This is a genomic window from Primorskyibacter sp. S87, assembly GCF_049801055.1.
Lineage (GTDB): Bacteria > Pseudomonadota > Alphaproteobacteria > Rhodobacterales > Rhodobacteraceae > JBNAGF01.
Genome location: NZ_JBNAGF010000016.1, coordinates 1 through 19,395 on the forward strand (window position 1 = coordinate 1; position 19,395 = coordinate 19,395).

16 protein-coding genes are annotated in these 19,395 nt (G+C 58.1%); 5 read left to right on the top strand and 11 right to left on the bottom strand.

Annotated elements, in window-relative coordinates:
- From bhcD to bhcA, 4 genes are all read right to left on the bottom strand, one after another.
- On the bottom strand, positions 1-893 hold an 893-nt coding region (gene bhcD, locus ACP15U_RS20390; protein WP_425045547.1), incomplete at its 3' end, for an iminosuccinate reductase BhcD.
- 99 nt (positions 894-992) lie between these two features.
- Positions 993-2,156, bottom strand: a complete 1,164-nt coding sequence (gene bhcC, locus ACP15U_RS20395; RefSeq protein WP_425045546.1) for a 3-hydroxy-D-aspartate aldolase BhcC — start codon at positions 2,154-2,156, stop codon at positions 993-995.
- A 14-nt stretch (positions 2,157-2,170) separates the two neighbouring features.
- Positions 2,171-3,139, bottom strand: a complete 969-nt coding sequence (gene bhcB, locus ACP15U_RS20400) for a beta-hydroxyaspartate dehydratase BhcB (protein ID WP_425045545.1) — start codon at positions 3,137-3,139, stop codon at positions 2,171-2,173.
- Entirely contained in the window at positions 3,139-4,329 is a 1,191-nt protein-coding gene (bhcA, locus tag ACP15U_RS20405; protein ID WP_425045544.1) for an L-aspartate--glyoxylate aminotransferase BhcA, read from the bottom strand. The genes bhcB and bhcA overlap by 1 nt, the downstream gene beginning before the upstream one ends.
- Before the next feature lie 168 nt (positions 4,330-4,497).
- Between bhcA and bhcR the strand changes: the two genes are divergently transcribed.
- Complete coding sequence (gene bhcR, locus ACP15U_RS20410; protein ID WP_425046851.1) at positions 4,498-5,346, top strand: HTH-type transcriptional regulator BhcR; 849 nt, start codon at positions 4,498-4,500, stop codon at positions 5,344-5,346.
- Here bhcR and ACP15U_RS20415 read toward each other — a convergent pair.
- Both ACP15U_RS20415 and ACP15U_RS20420 read right to left on the bottom strand, forming a co-directional pair.
- On the bottom strand, positions 5,327-6,196 hold the full coding sequence (locus ACP15U_RS20415; protein ID WP_425046852.1) for a bifunctional allantoicase/(S)-ureidoglycine aminohydrolase: 870 nt from the start codon (positions 6,194-6,196) through the stop codon (positions 5,327-5,329). The two genes, bhcR and ACP15U_RS20415, sit on opposite strands and share 20 nt — an antisense overlap.
- A 169-nt stretch (positions 6,197-6,365) precedes the next feature.
- On the bottom strand, positions 6,366-8,531 hold the full coding sequence (locus ACP15U_RS20420; RefSeq protein WP_425046853.1) for a malate synthase G: 2,166 nt from the start codon (positions 8,529-8,531) through the stop codon (positions 6,366-6,368).
- A gap of 354 nt (positions 8,532-8,885) precedes the next feature.
- On the opposite strand from ACP15U_RS20420, the gene ACP15U_RS20425 reads away from it, so the two are divergent.
- From ACP15U_RS20425 to ACP15U_RS20440, 4 genes are all read left to right on the top strand, one after another.
- On the top strand, positions 8,886-10,448 hold the full coding sequence (locus ACP15U_RS20425) for a sensor histidine kinase (protein ID WP_425046854.1): 1,563 nt from the start codon (positions 8,886-8,888) through the stop codon (positions 10,446-10,448).
- The gene (locus ACP15U_RS20430) at positions 10,445-11,053 is read left to right on the top strand and encodes a response regulator transcription factor (RefSeq protein ID WP_425046855.1); all 609 of its coding nucleotides are present in this window, start codon (positions 10,445-10,447) and stop codon (positions 11,051-11,053) included. Before ACP15U_RS20425 ends, ACP15U_RS20430 begins: the two co-directional genes overlap by 4 nt.
- An 88-nt stretch (positions 11,054-11,141) precedes the next feature.
- Positions 11,142-11,624, top strand: a complete 483-nt coding sequence (locus ACP15U_RS20435; protein ID WP_425046856.1) for a GlcG/HbpS family heme-binding protein — start codon at positions 11,142-11,144, stop codon at positions 11,622-11,624.
- A gap of 54 nt (positions 11,625-11,678) precedes the next feature.
- Positions 11,679-12,347, top strand: coding sequence for an ankyrin repeat domain-containing protein (locus tag ACP15U_RS20440; RefSeq protein WP_425046857.1), 669 nt, complete (start codon positions 11,679-11,681; stop codon positions 12,345-12,347).
- A 139-nt stretch (positions 12,348-12,486) separates the two neighbouring features.
- Here ACP15U_RS20440 and ACP15U_RS20445 read toward each other — a convergent pair whose 3' ends face one another.
- The 5 genes from ACP15U_RS20445 to cysQ form a co-directional block, all read right to left on the bottom strand.
- Positions 12,487-14,904 (bottom strand): GcvT family protein, encoded by a 2,418-nt coding sequence (locus ACP15U_RS20445; RefSeq protein ID WP_425046858.1) that lies wholly within the window; start codon positions 14,902-14,904, stop codon positions 12,487-12,489.
- 193 nt (positions 14,905-15,097) lie between these two features.
- Positions 15,098-16,348 (bottom strand): aminotransferase class V-fold PLP-dependent enzyme, encoded by a 1,251-nt coding sequence (locus ACP15U_RS20450; protein ID WP_425046859.1) that lies wholly within the window; start codon positions 16,346-16,348, stop codon positions 15,098-15,100.
- A gap of 93 nt (positions 16,349-16,441) precedes the next feature.
- A complete protein-coding gene (locus tag ACP15U_RS20455) occupies positions 16,442-17,701 on the bottom strand; it encodes a glycosyltransferase family 2 protein (RefSeq protein ID WP_425046860.1) in 1,260 nt (419 codons plus the stop codon).
- Positions 17,698-18,498: a 3-deoxy-manno-octulosonate cytidylyltransferase family protein gene (locus tag ACP15U_RS20460; RefSeq protein ID WP_425046861.1), complete on the bottom strand. Its 801-nt coding sequence runs from the start codon at positions 18,496-18,498 to the stop codon at positions 17,698-17,700. The genes ACP15U_RS20455 and ACP15U_RS20460 overlap by 4 nt, the downstream gene beginning before the upstream one ends.
- Complete coding sequence (cysQ, locus tag ACP15U_RS20465; protein ID WP_425046862.1) at positions 18,498-19,295, bottom strand: 3'(2'),5'-bisphosphate nucleotidase CysQ; 798 nt, start codon at positions 19,293-19,295, stop codon at positions 18,498-18,500. Before cysQ ends, ACP15U_RS20460 begins: the two co-directional genes overlap by 1 nt.
- Positions 19,296-19,395 lie beyond the last annotated feature (100 nt).

A 19,395-nucleotide genomic window follows, 5' to 3' on the forward strand; every position in this document is an offset into this window, starting at 1 on the left:
TGCAGCCCGACGCCTGTTCCGTCGAAGAGGGTGATCTGGTCATCGCTTGTGCGTCCCGGATTGGTTCCGTTGATGACGGCTCCGACCTGGGCGATGTCGTTTTCCTTGATCAGGCCTTCGGCGATGGCGTGCTGGGCTTCGCCGATCGAGATCGACTGGGCCACTTCGTCGGTAAAGACCGACGCGCGTGCCAGCAGGGCCGCTTCGACTTCCTGCTTGCCCTTGGTGTCGGTTCCCATGCAGGCGACATGGGTGCCGGGGGCGACGTGATCGGCCATCAGCGACGGCGCGAAGGCAGAGGTGATCGAGATGATGACATCGGCTTCGGTCATGCCCGGCAGGTCGACCGCTTCGAACGGCACGCCGGCCTCGGCCGCGACCTTTTCGATATTGGGCAGCATTTCCGGGTGGTAGTTCCAACCGATCACCTTCTCGAAGTTGCGCTGCTCAAGCGCGGCACGCAGCTGGAACGTGGCCTGGTGGCCGGCGCCGACCATGCCGATCACCTTGGCGTCTTCACGCGCCAGATGCTTGATCGACACCGAGGACGCGGCTGCGGTGCGCAGCGCGGTCAGCAGGTTGCCGCCCACCATCGCCTTGGCCTTGCCGGTGTCGGGATCGAACAGGAACACGGTGGACTGGTGGTTGATCAGCCCGCGCTTTTCCAGATTGTTCGGCCAGTAGCCGCCGGCCTTCAGGCCGAGCGTCAGGCCGGCGCGGTCAAAGCCGCCCTTGAAGCCGTAAAGCGCGTCTTCGTGGCCGATCGCCTCGCGAACGACCGGAAAGTTGTAGGCATCGCCCGACGCCATGGCGGCAAAGACCTTCTCGACGGCATCAAAGGCCGCATCGCGGGTCATCAGGTCGGCGATTTCTTTTTCAGGGACAATCAGCATTGTGATTCCTTCAAAAAAGCGGGGGTCGGCACACCCGACCCCCCAAGGAACTGGCCACCATCGTGGCCCGGGGAGAGGTTTTCGTCAGGTCCGGCCGGATCAGTAGGCCTTGCCGCGGGCCGAGACCGGCCAGACGGTTTCGACCTTGCCGTTGCGGACGCCGACATACCAATCGTGAACATTGGCGGTGGGGTCGCAGTGACCGGGCACCAGCTTCAGCTTGTCGTTCACTTTCAGCACTCCGCCGGGATCGGCGACAACGCCATGTTCGTCCGAGCACTTGATGTATTCGACATCATCGCGACCAAAGACCGTCGGCAGACCGCTGTCGACCGACTGCGCCTTGAGACCGGCATCCACGATGGCCTTGTCGGCCTTGGCGTGGCTCATCACCGAGGTGAGGATGAAGAACGCATTCTCCCACTCGCCCTGGTCGATGCGGTTGCCGTCTTGATCGAGAATACGGCCGTAATCGGCATCCATGAACGCGTAGGAACCGCACTGCAGCTCGTTGTAGACGCCCGAGTCGCTCTCGAAGTAGTAGGAGCCGGTGCCGCCGCCGCCGACGATGTCACACTCAAGACCCTCGGTCTTCAGCGTGTCGACTGCGTCTTTCACCATGGCAACCGCGATGTCGATCTTCTCTTTGCGGTCGTTGTAGTCGTCCATGTGCTGCATCGCGCCCTGATAGGCCTGGATGCCCGAGAACTTGAGGCCTTCTGCCGCGTCGATCGCCTTGGCGATTTCGACAACTTCCGGCGTCGTCGTCACACCGCAGCGGCCCGCGCCACAATCGATCTCGACGAGACATTCGATCTGAGTGCCGTGCTTTTGCGCCGCGGCAGACAGGTCGGCCACGTTCGCGATGTCGTCCACGCAGCAGATCGTGCGGGCGCCAAGCTTGGGCAGACGCGCCAGACGATCGATCTTGGCCGCTTCACGGACCTGGTTGGAGACCAGAACGTCCTTGATGCCGCCACGCGCAAAAACTTCCGCTTCGGAAACTTTCTGACAGCAAACGCCGCAGGCGCCGCCCAGTTCTTCCTGCAGCTTCTGCACGTCCACCGACTTGTGCATCTTGCCGTGGGTGCGGTGACGCATGCCGTGATCCTTGGCATAGTCACCCATCTTCTTGATGTTGCGCTCAAGCGCGTCCAGATCCAGCACAAGGCAGGGGGTCTGGATGTCGGCTTCGTCCATGCCCGGCAGGGCGGGAACGTCAAAGCCAACTTCGAGGCCGTCGAGATTTACCGGTTTGTTCATTGTCGTTGCTCCCTTCACAATGTCCACGGCAGCTTGTCGAGATCGACATTGCCGCCGGTGATGATCACGCCCACGCGCTTGCCCTTGAAGGCGTCGGGGTTCTTCAAAATCGTCGCCAGCGGCACCGCGCTGGACGGTTCCATGACAACCCGCAGGTGCTTCCACGTCAGTTTCATCGCGTCGATGATCTCCTGCTCGGAGGCCGTGTAGATCTCCGACACATGGTTCGACACAAAATGCCAGGTCAGGTCCTTCAGCGGCACCAGCAGCCCGTCCGCAATCGTCTTGGGCGCGTCATCAGCAATGATGTGACCCGCCTTGAAGCTGCGATAGGCATCGTCAGCCTGCTCCGGCTCGGCCGCGATGATCCTGGTCTCGGGAGCAAGGTTCGACAGCGTCAGGCAGGTGCCCGAGATCATGCCGCCGCCGCCAATCGGCGCGACAACCATGTCCAGCCCGCCGGTCTGCTCCAGAAGCTCCTTCGAACAGGTCCCCTGCCCCGCGATCACCCGCGGGTCATTATAGGGGTGCACGAAGTCGCCGCCGGTCGCGGCCTGCACCTTGGCAAAGGTCTCTTCCCGCGACGTGGTCGAGGGCTCGCATTCGGTGATCTTGCCGCCATAGCGACGGACCGTGTCCTTCTTGGCCTGCGGTGCCGTATGCGGCATCACCACGTTGCATGGAATGCCGCGCAGCATCGCCGCGTAGCTCAGGCACGACGCATGGTTGCCCGAAGAATGGGTGGCCACACCCTTTTTCGCCTGCTCCTCGTCCAGCCCGAACACCGCGTTGGTGGCACCGCGCACCTTGAAGGCGCCCGGCTCCTGGAAGTTCTCGCACTTGAAGAAGATCTCCGCGCCGGTCAGCTCGTTGAGATAGTTCGAGGTGCGGACCGGCGTGCGCCGGATATGCGGCTTGATGCGCTCATGGGCAACAAGCATGTCCGCCAGGGTAGGGATTTCCATGTCGAGACCGTCCTTCATCAAGCGGCCGCTTTTTGCGAGGCGACCGTGGAGTTGCGATAGTAGTCCTGGGCCGCGGCAACGCCCGAACCCAACTTGATGTCCAGGCCGAGGTCGGCCATCACCATTTCGGCGGTGGCAATACCGGACAGCGCCAGAACGTCGGTCAGCTGACCCAGGTGACCGATCCGGAACACCTTGCCGGCAACCTCGCCAAGACCAACGCCATAGGCGACGCCGTACTTGCTGGCCGCATGGGTCACGATATCCGTCGCATTAAAACCTTCCGGCGTCTTGATCGCGCTGACCGTGTCGGAATAGACATCCGACGACTGCGCGCAGAGCTCCAGACCCCAGGCATTCACCGCCAGGCGCACGCCCTCGGCAATGCGGTGGTGACGGGCAAAGACATTCTCTAGGCCCTCGTCCAGCAGCATCTCGGTCGCCAGCTTCAGACCATTCATCAGGCCGACAGCGGGGGTGTACGGATAGGCATTGGCGGCATAACCCTTCTGCATGTCACGAATGTCGAAGAACGTGCGCGGCAGGGTCGCGCCCTCAACCGCAGCCATCGCCTTGGGCGAGAAGCCCACAATGGCCAGACCCGCGGGCAGCATGAAGCCTTTCTGCGAACCGGTCACGGCAATGTCCACACCCCATTCGTCCATGCGGAAATCCATCGAGGCAATCGAGGACACACCGTCAACAAACAGCATCGCCGGGTGACCGGCCGCGTCCAGCGCCTTGCGCACCGCGCCAATATCCGACTTCACGCCGGTGGCGGTCTCGTTATGCGTGGCCAGAACAACCTTGATCTCGTGGTTCGTATCCGCCTTCAGGATCTCTTCGTAACGATCCGCAGGAAGACCCGTGCCCCAGGTCGCCTCGACAACCTGAACATCAAGACCATGACGCTGGCACATGTCGATCCAGCGGTGACTGAACATCCCGTTGCGCGCAGCAAGAACCTTGTCGCCAGCGCTCAGCGTGTTCGTCAAAGCCGTCTCCCAGCCGCCCGTCCCAGTCGACGGGAAAATGAAAATCTCAGCCGTCTCGCTCTTCAAAACCTTCTTTACACCCGAAAGCGCAGGATGAAGAATCTCTCCAAACAAGGGAGAACGGTGGTCAATCGTCGGCATGTAAATCGACTTGCGGATCTCCTCCGGCATGTTCGTTGGACCAGGGATAAATACGGGATTCTGAAAGCTCATGGGTGTCTCCTTCCGTCGTTGGATTGACAATATTGTATACCCTGAGTCGCCCAAATTTTTTTGAAAGCTGATTTCAAAAACTGCATTGTCTAGTAATTTCTAATTTTGACAAAGGGTTATGTTTTTCATACAGTGATTTCAGCTTTCACTTACAAACGAAGGGATTTTATGTCGATTCAAGATAATGCCGAAAGAGAGCCGCGAAAGGCCCGCGGGCGACCGAGGGACTGGGACGATAAAACCGAGCAGAATACGATCAAGTCTCTGGATCGTGCGATGCGGGTGTTCGAATTTCTCAGCGAAACCCAAGGCAAGGCGCTGACCTCGATTTCTTCGGAAACGGGCCAATCCCCGGCAACCGTTTACCGCATCCTCGTCACTCTGGAAGGCAGAGGTTTGGTGGAGTTCAATACCGAAGAACAGCTTTGGCATATCGGTCCGCGTGCCTTCGTTATCGGAGCGCGTTTCCTCCGGCGGACCAGCCTTGTAGACAGGGCGCGCCCGATCCTGAGGAAATTGATGGAAACCACAGGCGAAACCGCCAACCTTGGTGTTCAGAAGGAAGACGCTGTGTTGTTTTTGAGCCAAGTGGAAACGCATGCAAGCATCCGCGCCTTCTTCCCGCCGGGATCTCTCTCCCCGATGCACGCTTCGGGAATTGGCAAGGCACTGTTGTCCGAGATGTCGGATGAAAGGTTGGAACGGTTGATCAGGTCCGCAGATCTCGAGGCCTTTACCGCTAAGACGATCACCGATCTCGAGAACCTCAAGAACGACATGGTAGCGGTTCGCAAACGGGGGTTTTCCATTGACGACGAGGAAAAGAACCTTGGCATGCGATGCATCGCGGCCCCGGTCTTTGACGTGAATGGCGAGGCCGTTGCAGGGATTTCCGTTTCCGGGCCCACCAGCCGAGTCAGTTCGGACCTGATCGAAAAATTGAGCCGCCCCGTGATGGAAGCGGCTCAGGAACTCACACTTGCGATCGGAGGTTTGACTACTCGGCCGCAGGTTTGAGTTGTTGCGACTGCGCAGGGATCGTCGCGTGCGGCTTTAGTGCCATATGACGGTTGACGTCTTTATAGAGCAGATAGCGGAAATTGCCTGGCCCCCCGGCATAGCAGGCCTGGGGGCAGAAGGCCCGCAACCACATATAGTCGCCAGCCTCGACTTCGACCCAATCCTGATTCAAGCGATAGACAGCTTTTCCCTCAAGCACATAGAGACCGTGCTCCATTACGTGCGTTTCTGCGAACGGAATCACGCCACCGGGTTTGAAAGTGACAATCGTGACGTGCATGTCATGGCGCAGGTCTGTCTGATCCACAAAGCGCGTTGTGCCCCAATGTTCGTTCGTACCCGGCATCCATGCAGGTTCGATATCACGTTCATTGGTGACGAAGGCCTCGGGTGCATCGAGCCCGTCCACCGGCTCATATGCCTTACGGATCCAGTGGAACCGCGCCGCGACTTTGCCTTTGTTCTTCAGAGTCCAGTTGCAGCCCGCGGGCAGATAAGCGTACCCGCCTTCTTCCATGTCGTGAGCAACGCCGTCGATCGTCAGATGCACGCCACCTTCGACAATGAACAGCACGGCTTCGGCCTGCATATCCAGTTCCGGCCGGTCGCTACCGCCACCGGGGCCTACTTCGGCGATATAGTGGGAAAAAGTCTCTGCAAATCCGGACAGAGGTCGGGCTATTACCCAAAACCGGGAGTCATTCCAGAATGGCAGAAATGAAGTAACGATGTCTCGCATCGTTCCTTTTGGAATCACCGCATAGGCATCCGTAAAAACGGCACGGTCGGTCAACAACTGTTCCTGGCCGGGATGGCCTCCATGCGGGGCGAAGTAATTTGCGGTCATAAATGCTCCTAGGGGCAGCGTTTTGCAACACTATGGCCCTCGGGCCGGAACTCAAAAACCCTCAAAGCGCCGACAGCTCCTTTCAGAGATACTTGATAATTCAATGCAACCTTCTGAAAGCTTAAGAAGAAAACGGCGAGCATTCTGCTCGCCGTTCTCACTTGTTCGTTTACCTCTGCGCCTTAAGCTCTAGCCGGCGCTTGTGGAGAACCGGCTCGGTATATCCTGACGGTTGCTCGCGACCTTGAAAAACAAGATCGCAGGCTGCCTTGAACGCATAACCGTCATAGCCGGGCGCCATCGGCAGATAGGCCGGATCACCGGCATTCTGGCGGTCGACGACCTGGGCCATCTGCTTCATGATTTCCATGGTTTCGGATTCGGATACGATACCGTGATGCAACCAGTTGGCTATGTGTTGGGCCGAGATACGGCAGGTGGCACGGTCTTCCATCAGACCAACATCATTGATGTCGGGCACTTTCGAACAACCGACACCCTGATCGATCCAACGAACAACATATCCCAGGATACCCTGCGCGTTGTTTTCGACTTCGCGATTGATCTGCGACGGGGTCCATTTGCGGTAAGCCGCAAGCGGAATATCCAGCAGTGCATCCACATAGGCCCGACGTCCGCCTTTGGCCAACTCGGCCTGAACGGCCATCACGTCAACCTTGTGATAGTGGGTCACGTGGAGTGTTGCCGCCGTTGGGCTGGGCACCCATGCACAGTTCGCGCCGGCGCGCGGGTGTTCAATCTTCTGCTCCAGCAATGCTGCCATGCGATCCGGTACGGCCCACATGCCTTTGCCGATCTGGGCCTTGCCGGACAGCCCGCATTCAAGGCCGATATCGACATTCTGATTTTCGTAGGCAGTGATCCAGCTTTTGCGCTTGATGAAATCCTTGCGGCTGAACGGCCCTGCCTCCATCGAGGTGTGGATCTCGTCGCCGGTCCGATCAAGGAAGCCGGTATTGATGAAACAAACTCGGTTCTTTGAAGAACGGATACATTCCTTGAGATTGACGCTGGTTCTGCGCTCTTCATCCATGACGCCCAGCTTCACCGTATGCCGCGGCAGGCCAAGAGCGTTCTCGACATGGGTAAAGATGTCATCGGCAAATGCGACTTCTTCGGGTCCGTGCATCTTGGGCTTCACCACATAGACCGAGCCCTGGACCGAGTTCCGGTTCCCGTCCGCCTTTTTCAGGTCATGGATCGAGATCAGAGTCGTGACCATCGCATCCATAAGGCCTTCAAAGACCTCGTTGCCATCTGCGTCGTGGATTGCCGGGTTCGTCATCAGATGCCCGACGTTCCGAACCAGCAACAACGCACGTCCCTTCAGAGAGAGGGGTGACCCATCGGGCGCAAGAAATTCACGATCCGGGTTCAGGCTGCGAGTGATGGTGTTTCCACCCTTCGAAAAGGTCTCGGACAGGTCGCCCCGCATGAGCCCCAGCCAGTTTGAATAGGCAAGAACCTTTTCTTCGGCATCAACGCAGGCGACCGAATCCTCGCAATCGATGATCGCTGACATGGCCGATTCGAGCCGGATATCAGCCAAACCGGACGGGCTCCGTTTGGCGATCGGTTTCGTGGAATCAAAGACCATTTCCACATGCAGGCCGTTATTGCGCAGTACAATGGAATCGGGCTTGGCCGCGTCGCCGGTGTAGCCCACGAATGCTTCGGGCTGAATCAGGGTCGACCCGTCCACAATCAGGGCACCGTTAACGATGCTGAAGGACTTTGCGCCGTCAAAGCTGGTCGATGTCAGCGGAAATACCTCGTCGAGGAACACACTGGAACGCGCGACAACACGGGCACCGCGACCGTCATCAAAGCCACCCGCGGGCGGGAGGCTTCCCATTGCATCGGTGCCATAAAGGCAGTCGTACAGGCTGCCCCACCGCGCATTGGCAGCGTTCAGAACAAAGCGGGCATTTGTGGACGGAACAACCAGCTGCGGCCCGGGCACCAGAGCGATCTCGGGGTCGACATTTCTGGTCTCGATACTGAAATCTTCACCCTCGGGAACCAGATACCCGATCTCTTCCAGAAACGCTTTGTATGCATCGGGATCATGCGGCTTGTCGCGGTTGGCAATGTGCCACGCGTCGATCTTGTCCTGCAGGTCTTCTCTTTTTTGCAGCAATTCCCGGTTCCGAGGAGTGTAGTCTCTCACCAGCTCGGAAAGTCCGGTCCAAAACTGATCAGCAGTTATATCGGTTCCTGGCAGTGCCTTGTCCTCGATGAACTGCACCAGTTCCACTGCCACCGAGAGGCCTTCGCGATCGCAATAGGTCGATTCTGTAGGTTGCTTTGGCATTTGTATTCCTTCAGGCTGAATGGCCGCGGAAGGGCGCGGTCGAATTCTGTATACCGTCGTGTACGATATTATCGCTGCGGGGGTCATTCAAAAAATGGTAGTTCCACTCACCGCTGAGCCGAAAGAAGTTTCAAAATTGTCGGAACAATCCCGCGACTTTCTGTCCGTAATTCTTGCCTTTCTGCTGGGGGTTACCCAAGTTTCGGAGCCGTCGCATCAAACTCCGGTTTCTGTTTACGCGGCATAATTTCTCTGGGGTCCCCAAGTCATCTGGTATCAATTCTAGAATCAATGCAGATGCCTCTGCCTTTGACCAGACGGGAGCACACGAATTGACAACTGCGAGAGAAGCGATTGGCCCAGGCTAAAGCAAGATACACAGGCAAGCGACTGGTTGCGGGCTGGGTCCTGACGGCCTTTGTCGCTATCGCCGCTTTGGGGCTGTTTCACAGAAACACAATGCTGAGCAGCCTTGAGCAGGAAAGTGCAATTCTTCACCGGTTGGTGTCCCAACGTGTCGGCCAGCACGACGCTCATCTGACATCCTTGTCCGCAATCGCAACTGCCGGAGACATGCAACGTCCTGATCTGTTCTTGGGCGTAGCGGCCACAATCTCCAGATTTTATCCCAGAATTACCGAAGTTCAGCTTGTTCCTCTGAATCCGGCAGGGGAGATCATCGGCACCCGATCGCTGTCGCCTGAAACTGCCGCGAAAATCCGCGAGGCAGCTTTGCGTTCGACAGGAGTTCCTGAAATCGTGGGACATCCGGACCAGAATGCACAATACATGCTGGTAAAGCGAAGCCCGAACACCGAAGCAGCCATTTATGCGCTCATGCTCTCCATAGATGCGGCACAACTGATCGAAAGCGAGTCCGAATTCTGGCTCAGCACATCCTCCGGTCGCCAATTGCTCTTTGAAGATGGGTCACTCCTGCACTCGAGCTCCGACCCAGGCGCCAACACAGTCACCAAACCTTTGGCGAGCCCATCGCAACCGCTATTGCTTCGAACGGGTATACGTATTGAGTTCGCAGATCTTGTTTCCCCGCTTCGGGCGCTTGGCGCGATCATTCTGGTGAGCGCGGTCTACTTCATCGTCCTGTCCGGCCTGCGACAGAGGGCCCGGACCCGTTTGGCGGAACGCGAGGCTGCACTGAGCCGAGTTGAAGCGCAACTGGCCCATGCATCGCGGGTGAACGTCATGGGAGAAATGGCAAGCGGCATGGCACATGAGTTGACCCAGCCATTGACTGCCATTCTTGCTCAGGCGCAGGCAGGAAGACATTTGCTTAAGAACGGTGACCTCGAAACCTTGGAGCCGACTTTGGACAACACTGTTGCCCAAGCCCGGCGCGCATCCGCGATCCTTGAGCGCCTTCGCAACTGGACACGTCCCAGCACCTCCACCCAAGGGCCGGCCGACTTGCGGCTTGCGCTGGCGAATGTGACCGAACTACTGACACCCGAAGCAAATCAGCGGGGGCTGTCCCTGTCTGTGACAAGTCCGGCCCATCCCGTCGAAGTAAAAGCGGACCTGGTTGAGTTGGAGCAGGTTCTCCACAACCTCATCCGAAACGCGCTCGAAGCGCTGGATGGTCAGTCGGACGGCGAGGTGCGCGTCAGTGCCGATATGAATGGCGATCAGGTTGTTATCGAGATCGCTGACAATGGACCGGGTGTTCCCGAAGATCTTGTTCCCAACCTGTTTACCCCCTTTGTCACCACCCGCGAAGATGGCAGCGGGCTTGGGTTGGCCCTGAGCCAGCGGCTGGTCGAAAAATCGGGTGGCGAGATCATTTTGGCAGATAATCGTCCGCATTCCGGCCTACAGCCGTCCCCAACTGGCGATCGGGGTGCGGTCTTCAGGGTGGTCCTCCCAATCGCGAACTTTCCAGCGGAACCAAAGACATGAACCATCCTGTCTATCTCGTCGATGACGACGACGCCGTGCGCCGGGCGCTGAGCCTCCTTTTGTCGACAGTAGGGTTCAAAGTAACTAGTTTTGCTGATCCCCGGAGCTTTCTGGGGCAAATTGACCATCTGCCACCGGGTTGCCTGATTCTGGACATCCGAATGCCGGTGATCTCCGGGTTGAAGTTGCAACAGCAACTGAGAGAGCAGGGTCTGGACTGGCCCATTGTCGTTATTTCGGGACATGGCGATATCGAGGCCTGCCGTCAGGCCTTCCGTTTCGGAGCAGTCGACTTTCTCTCGAAGCCCGTCGATGAACAGGATCTGATCGACGCGATTCAAAGAGGAAGCGAATTGCTCGAGAAGCAACTACAAGCCGCGGCCGAGTTGTCTGAAGTGCGCGATCTTCTGGCGCAGCTGACCTCTCGTGAAAACGAGGTTCTGGGTCATATCGCGGAGGGTTTCACCACGCGGCAGATTGCCGAAGCCCTGAAACTGTCGCCGCGCACAGTCGAGAGCCACCGGGCCGCGATTGGCGCAAAACTGAGCACGACATCGCAGGCCGAAATGACCCGGATCTGGCTGCAGGCGCGGAACACTCCGTAGAACTACGGAACTCTGCGCAAATCCTACGAATGTCCAGGACCTGTCTCTGCGGGTAGGTTCCGCCTGCATCAACCACAGGAGACAAGAAATGATCCGCAAACTCGCTCTCGCTGCCCTTCTGGCTGCTCCCGCCGCTGCATCGGCGCAGTCGCTGCCGACCGCCCCTTATTTGCCGCTCGACCTGGCAAGCAAAGCAGCACAGACAGCACTCGAAGCCTGCGCCGCAGAAGGTTACAATGTCAGCGTCGCCGTTGTTGCACGCGATGGCTCCCTGAAGGTCCACCTGAAGGCCGACAATTCCGGCCCCCACACCGTCGGCAGCTCGCAAGGCAAAGCCTTTACGTCGGCATCGATGGGCCGCGACACCGCCGGTCTCGCCGATTTCATCGGTGGCAACCCGCAAAATGACGGCCTGCGCGACATGGACCCGCGCCTTGTGATTCAAGCTGGCGGCCTGCCGATCAAAGTCGAAGGCGCTCTGGTTGGCGGTATCGGTGTCGGTGGCGCACCGCGCGGTGACATCGACGCCAACTGCGCCCGGGCTGGTCTTGACGCAATCGGCGCCGAATAAGACTCTGGCGGTCCGCGCTTTGCGCGGATCGCACTTCTATCCGGGAGTATCTTCATGCTGAAACGTTTTCTGATTCCTGCCTTCCTGAGCCTTGCACCATCTGCATTTGCCCAGACCGCGCCCTCGCCGACGGAAATCGCAGGATACGAAGGTCTGCTACGTGCAGCCCATAACGGCAACACCGCCGAAGTATCCCGACTGGCCGCAACGGGTGTGGACATCAATTCCCGCGACCAACGCCATCGCACGGCGGCTCATGTAGCAGCCTATGCCTCTCACGATGAAACCCTGCGCGCGCTGGCCGAAGCCGGTGCAGATATGAACGCCCTGGAGTTTCAGACCTATGACGTGGTGACAATTGCCGCGGTGGCCGATGATCCAGAGCTTATGTCGCTGGCCATCGAACTAGGCAATGATCCGGGGCTCACCACCAGCCCTTATGACGGCACGGCACTTATCGCTGCCGCCCATCTGGGCCATGTCGAAGTTGTCCGCCGCCTGATCAAAGCCGGCGCACCATTGGATCATGTGAACAATCTCGGATGGACGGCACTCATGGAGTCGGTGGTCCTTGGCGATGGTGGGCCAGATCATCAAGCGGTGGCGAAACTGCTCGTCGAGGCCGGCGCCGATCGCAGCATCGGGGATTTCGACGGCGTGACGCCACTGGAACATGCCCAGGATCGGGATTTTCGCGAAATGGTCCGCATCCTGTCCCGTTGAGCCCAAGAGGGTGCTCTGAATAAGCGCTAGGTCAGTGTTCTGGCGGAGCCAGGTAATTCTCGTTCAAGTGAGGGTAGCCCCTTCCCGCAGCGGCTAGTCTGATACTCGCTACCCGAATGGTGAAAGACCGCGCGGATCCTCACCCGCGCAAACGCTCTCCGTTTGGATCAAAGGGCGGGCGCTCCAGAATGCGGGCCCGGTGAGGAACCCCGAGAATAAATACATCGACGGCATCGCCCGGTTGGGTAATTTCAGGGTCTACAAAAGCCATCGCCAGAGACTTGCCAACAAAGTACCCGTATGCCCCGGACGTTACTCGGCCAGCCGGTCTTCCATCCAGGGTGAAAATCGGTTCTCCCCCGGCTGCGTCGGCATTTCTGGCGGCTTCGACCTCTAGGACTGAGAGCAATTCGCGGTGCGGATTGTTCTTGACCTTTAAATAGGCCTCCTTGTGCAGAAAGGTCTTGTCGAGTTTGACAAGGCGGTCGAGCCCAACTTCATGCAACCAATACTCCTGACTGTATTCGCGCCCCCAGGACCCGTAACCCTTTTCGATCCGAAGGCTGCCCAGCGCGCGGCTGCCGACCGGGCCGCCCCCGAAATCCTCCGCGACGTCCAACAGGGCGGAATAGAGCCGAACCTGATCTTCTTCGGCACAGTGCAACTCCCATCCGAGATCACCAGTGAACGAAACCCGGATCGCAAGGCATTTCACGCCCGCCACTTCGATTTGCCGGGATCGCATGAAACGGAAGAAATCGTTGCCCAGATCTGTATTGGTCATCCGTTGCAGCATTTCGCGCGACTTTGGACCCGCCACGTTAAATCCTGCGATGCGATCCGTGGCAATTTCGAACCCGGTATCCTCCGGCAAGGGGATCATGTTGAAAAAGCGTTGATGATAGCGTTCGGCCATTCCTGACCCAACCATCATGTATTCGTCGTCAGCCACCTTGGTAACTGTGAAGTCACCAGCCACGCCGCCCCGGGCTGAAATCAGTGGTGACAGGCAGGACCGACCCACTTCGGTCGGAACGCGGTTGGCAACAAGCTGATCCAACCAGCCGTGCGCCCCCGGCCCCTTGATCACGTAGTTGGCAAAGTTGGAGATGTCGATCACTCCGACATTCTCGCGCAGCATGTTCACTTCGCGCCCCACCGGTTCCCACCAGTTCTGACGCGTAAAACTGTTGGTTTCCTGCACGCCGGGTTGCCCGGCGAACCAAAGCGGATGCTCCCACCCGCAGTTCAGCCCGAAAACTGCTCCCATTTTTGCCTGCATGTCATAGGCCGGGCGAACCCGCGCGGGGCGACCCGCCGTTCGCTCTTCGTTTGGAAAATGGATAGCGAAACGATGGGCATATTGATCTTCGACGCGGGCTTTTGTGAACGCCTTGTCCGCCCAGTCGCCGAAACGCGCCAAATCCCATGCGAACATGTCATACTGTGGTTCACCTTCGATCATCCACTGAGCAGCCAACAGTCCCAGTCCACCTGACTGAGAAAAGCCCGGGATGATCCCCGTGCAGCAGAAATAGTTTCTGAGTTCGGGAACCGGCCCCCAAAGTGCGTTGCTGTCAGGAGACCAAATCATCGGCCCGTTGATGACACGTTTGACGCCGGCCGTTTCGGCGCAAGGCACGCGCTCTGTCGCGCGGATCACATTCTCCATGATCCGGTCGAGGTCATCGGGAAACAGATCGTGGGCAAAATCCAGTGGCGTCCCATTCTCGGCCCAGAATTTCATGTCTCGTTCGTAAGCCCCAATCAGGAAGCCATTGCCCTCTTGCCGAAAGTAATACTCTCCGTCCCGATCTGCGATCGATGGCAACCGTCGTCCCAGCGCCTCGACCTCAGGGATGGTCTCGGTCACGAAATACTGGTGTTCGGTTGGCTGCAATGGCAGTTCGAGGCCAACCATGGCCGCAACTTCGCGCCCCCAGAGACCGGCCGCATTCACCACCCATTGTGTTTGAATGTCACCTTTGGCTGTTCGCACGATCCATGAACCGTCCGCCTGTTGTTCTGTGGCGTGGACCGGGCAAAACCTATGTATCTCCGCCCCAAGCTTCCGCGCGCCAGCCGCGTAGGCCATGGTGACTCCCGATGGATCGACATTGCCTCCGTCGGGCTCAAACATGATGCAGCGAACGTCGTCGAATTGCGCCAAAGGATGCAGTTCCTTGGCCTGCTCTCGGCTCACCTCATGAAAGTTGAGGCCATAATACCTGGCCTTGGCTTCCTGCAGACGCAACTGGTGTTCGCGTTCTTCGGTTTTTGCCAGATACAGCGATCCGGGTTGGAAGACACCACAACCCTGCCCGGTTTCCTGCTCCAGCTCCTTGTACAGATTCATCGTGTAGTGTTGGATGCGCGTCACGTTGTTGTTGTCGTGCAGCCCATGAATGTTCGCAGCGGCGTGCCACGTGGACCCGCTTGTCAGTTCATCGCGCTCCAGCAGCACAACATCGGTCCAACCGAGCTTCGCAAGGTGGTACAGGATCGAGCATCCAACCAATCCACCACCGATGACCACTACCTGAGCGTGGGTTTTCATTGCCGACATCCCTGGCCCGCCAAGAAAACAGGCACAGCGGTTGCAGACCAGAAACGCCACACCATAGCGATTTGTCCGGACAGCCGTAGGGCGGCGTTGCCGCGTTGCCCGGTGCTAGTGCTGACACTGAGGCACAGGTTCTTGGCGACGTGTGTCCCCATTGCGACATTCCTTGTCGCATTGGAGTTTCCAGTCAGGAGGCAATGTCTTTCATAACAGCGAGAAACCGGGCAACTTCCTGCTTGCTGTTGTAGTGGCACATGGAAACACGGATGCAGCTTTTGAGGCCAAGTGGGGTCAGAATGTTTCCGGAATAGTGATCATCTTTCCGCAAATGCGTTCGAATCCCCTGCTCGTTGAGTATTCGAACCAAATCAACTGATTCAAACCCATCGACAACCAGCGACACGAGGCCTTCCCGCGCCGGATTTTCGACGCCACCGATGATTTGGACCCGCTCAAATTCTCGCAGCCCGGGCAGGTTGCCAACCCCATCTATCATAGCGTCAGTCAGAGCCTTCTCCTGCGCTCGGATCGCGTGCCCCGCAGCGACAAAAAGCTCTCGGCGGTCTTTCGCATCAGAAACTTGTGCGCCGAGCCATTCAAGATATCCGGCAACATCTGTCAGCGTGGCATAGGCTCCTGTGTCACGGGTGCCCATCTCCCAATTGTCGGATGGCCCATCGAGCAAGCCGTCATGCGGTATCTGCGTCATCCGATCCGATATCCAAGCCAATCCATAGCCGTGTCGGGAAAATGCCTTGTATGGCGAAATCACGTAGGCATCGATGCCATAACTCTCGATATCGATTTGACCATGCGCCGCATGCTGGATTCCATCGACTAGGATCAAACAGTGAGGCGATACATTTCTAATCTCTGCGGCGATCGCGGAGACATCAACACCGATACCCGTTACGGGCGATGTGTGGACGATCGTTGCCACGACCGTTTCCGGTGTTACTGCCGCTGCGTATTCCTCAGGCTGGACCGTTCCCATCTGGTTATCGTGTTCAACCAGAATATGCCGGTGATGGGCAATTTTCGCCCACCGATGACAGGCCGATCGGGTGGCGGGATGTTCTAGCGTCGATCCCAACACCAAACCCGGCACCGTACCAAGGCAACTGTTCATGATCAGACGGAACAAAAGCTCCGTTCCGCTTTCACCCACAAAGAACTGACCGCTTGGCGCGTTCATCAAAAGGCGCATGTCTTCCCTGGCCTTTGATATGACCCGGACAAGTTCATGGCTACCTGGATTGTCCCTGCCCTGATTGTCGGGAATCGCCGCATATTGCGTTGACGTTTCGACGACAGACTTGAGCGTCAACGCGCCCCCTGCATTCTCAAAGAAAATCCTTGGGCCCTGAACCGGGCATTCTTCGACCTGAGCAAAGCGGTCGCGCACTTTGTTCAGGAGGTCATCCGAGAATCCTGTCATGAACTGCCTCCCAAGCAGTGGATTTTGTCACTGCAAGCCTAAGTGCTCAGTGAGATAATGACACCTGGGAAATTCAGAAATGGCAACCCGCACTTACGGATCACTCCACAACCCGCGCACCCTAGCAATCCGGTCCGTTTCCGCCCGCACCCGTGACGAAAACCGCCATAGCGAAAACAAGGGGTCGGACCTGCGCGACCGGCCGAACAATCCGCCTGTCTGCTCCCAGTAACCATCCTGCGTAAAACGCACACGATGGAAGACCGCTGTCGGAGAAAACCGAAGAACCGTCGCGACCTTTCCAGATTTGACGAGATCAATTGCTTGCTGATGCAGCCGCGATCTCGACCATGAACGCCCGGAGAGGAGAATGGCTTGCGTGTCCCGTCTGCTCGGAAACGGAAGAAACGCTTCTGTCGGGTCCGGGACCGGCGGCAAGGTTAAAGCGGGTCGGGAAAGCCCTTGGGAGTATCCGTTTTGCAAACTCGCCATGAGGCGGCGAACATCGCGCGGTTCCAACCCACCCCGAACCAGATGATACAAGGCCCGGGCGCGTTCAGCCCGTTTGATTTCCCGCCACCGGTCCCGGTGAAGAGTTTTTGGGCAGTGGCTGTTCAGAAAAACCGCCCAACTGGCCCCAATTTCGGTCAGATCCAGCGGCACCCGGTCAGATCGGCGGCGCCTGCTGGCCTGATAACCATGATGCACCTGAGCCCGAGGTACGAATGCGGTCTTTCCTCCCGATTCCGCAAGTCGCAGGTTCAGATCTGTTTCATCCAGAAAGAAACGGTATCTCGGATCGAACCCGCCAAGCCGAGCCAACACCGAACGGCGCACAGCCATGTTGGTTCCTTGGGTCTTGATCCCGCGATTCTTTCCGGGCGACAGAACCGTAGTTTTGTCGCAGGCAATGTCGAGCGGAGCAGATCGTCCCATTCGGTCCACTGCCTGCGCTGTGGACTGCCATGAAATGCCATTCCGCCCCCTGACGAAGCCCCCTGACGCGACCACATCGGCGCGTGAAAACGGCGCGACCAGTGCCACCAGCCATGTAGGTTCAGGCACGGCATCATCATCGAGGAAGGCAATGATTTCCCCAGCTGCCGCGTGAATTCCATGATTGCGTGCGGCAGAGATATTTTCATCGTCAAAGGACAGCAGCTTGATTTTATCCGCCAGCTGATGTGACTGCAGCACCGCAAAGCTTTGTGGGTCTGTGACCACAACCACTTCAAAGGGGTCATACATCAACTGCGATACTGCCAGCAGGCAGCGTTGCAAGGCTTCGGGCCGATCCCTGCTGACAACTATGACACTGACAGTCGGGGAGCTTGCCGTCAGCCTCTCACTCATTCCAGTCCCATTCCGGCCATCATAGCTTCTAGACGCGGCACATCCTCGGGATTGTTCAACTCCCAGAATTGGCGATCACGGGCTTCGACTTCGACGCAAAGAACTTTGCGGCCATTTTCGAGAAACCGCAGTTGCTCAAGCCCTTCCAGTTGCTCCAGCGGACCTACGTCCCAGCCCGGGTAGGCCGTCAAGGCATCCGGACGATAAGCGTAAACACCGACATGGTGGAACACGGGGGTTGGATCGCTGGCTTCATAGGTTTCGGACGTGAACGGGATCACCTCCTTGGAAAAGTAGAGCCCGCCATGATCTTTGCCAAACACCGCGGTCGTTCCACCAACCCGGCCTGCCCTGCGATCTTCGAGGAGGCTGTTAAGCGTTGCCCCGTCACAACGCAGCACAGGTGTCGCAATCTCGGCCTGAGGATTGGCGCGCAATCCCGCAACCAGATCCTCTATGAACCAATGCGGTGTCAGTGGTGCATCACCCTGCAGGTTCACAACGATCTCGAACCCGCCGCCCAGCTCCGAATATGTTTCGGCGCAACGCTCAGTCCCGTTGGCGCAGCTTTCCGAGGTCATCACCACCTCGGCTCCAAAGGCTTTGGCAGCATCCCGGATCCGGTCGTCATCCGTCGCAACCACCACCCGATCCACACCGGAAACGGACATGGCAGCACGCCAGGATCGCTCGATCAGGGTCCGGGCTTGTCCGGATGCGCCTTTCAGCGGTACCAGCGGCTTGCCAGGATATCGTGTCGAGGCGTAGCGAGCGGGGATTGCGACAAGAACCGACATCAGGCTTCCTTCAATTCCACGCCGGGAGCGTAAGCGATGAAGAACGGGTTGGCATAGCCTTGCTTTCCGTAGGTCAGGGGGGTGTGATCGTCGAACCGCACAACACGACCGCCTGCACCCTGCAAAACCGCGTGGCCGGCAGCCGTATCCCACTCCATCGTGCGCCCGACACGCGGATACAAATCCGCCTCTCCCGTCGCCACAAGGCAGAACTTGAGCGAGGATCCCGCGCTCTTGCTGTCCTTTACTTTATACTTGTTGATGTAGTCATCGGTTGCCTGATCCCGGTGGGATTTCGAGGCCACCACCATCAGCGCCCCGTTGTCCGGCCCGGAGACGGAAATCGGCGCGACTGGTCCCACGTCAGTTTTATCCAGTGCTCCGGTTTCTTCGACTGACTGACCGTCCGCCAGAGTATAAAACATCCGACCCTTGGCCGGGGCATAAACTACGCCACGCGTCGGAGTGCCATTTTCGACCAACGCGATGTTGACCGTAAAATCACCGCGGCGGTGGATGAATTCCTTGGTGCCGTCCAGCGGGTCGACGATCAGAAAGGTATCACCGCGCTCGGTATGCGAGTCCGCCTGTTCTTCGGTAACCAGCAGGATCTCGGGAAAAGCCGCGCGCAACCCGGCCGAGATCAAGGCGTCAGCGGCTTCATCAGCAGCAGTGACCGGGCTTTCGTCGGATTTGGCCTTCACCTCGAAATCGTTGGAATTGTAGATCTCCATGATCTTGTCGCCCGCCTCCAGCGCCAGACGCCGGATCACCGGAATGAGAGTCTCATAGGTCACAAAAATGCTCCGTTTTTGTGTTTTGTTGATATGTCGGATGCGCCCTCTTATGCTGTGAGGGCAACGGAACGGCAAGAAATCCGTGCAAGAAAAGAGCAGG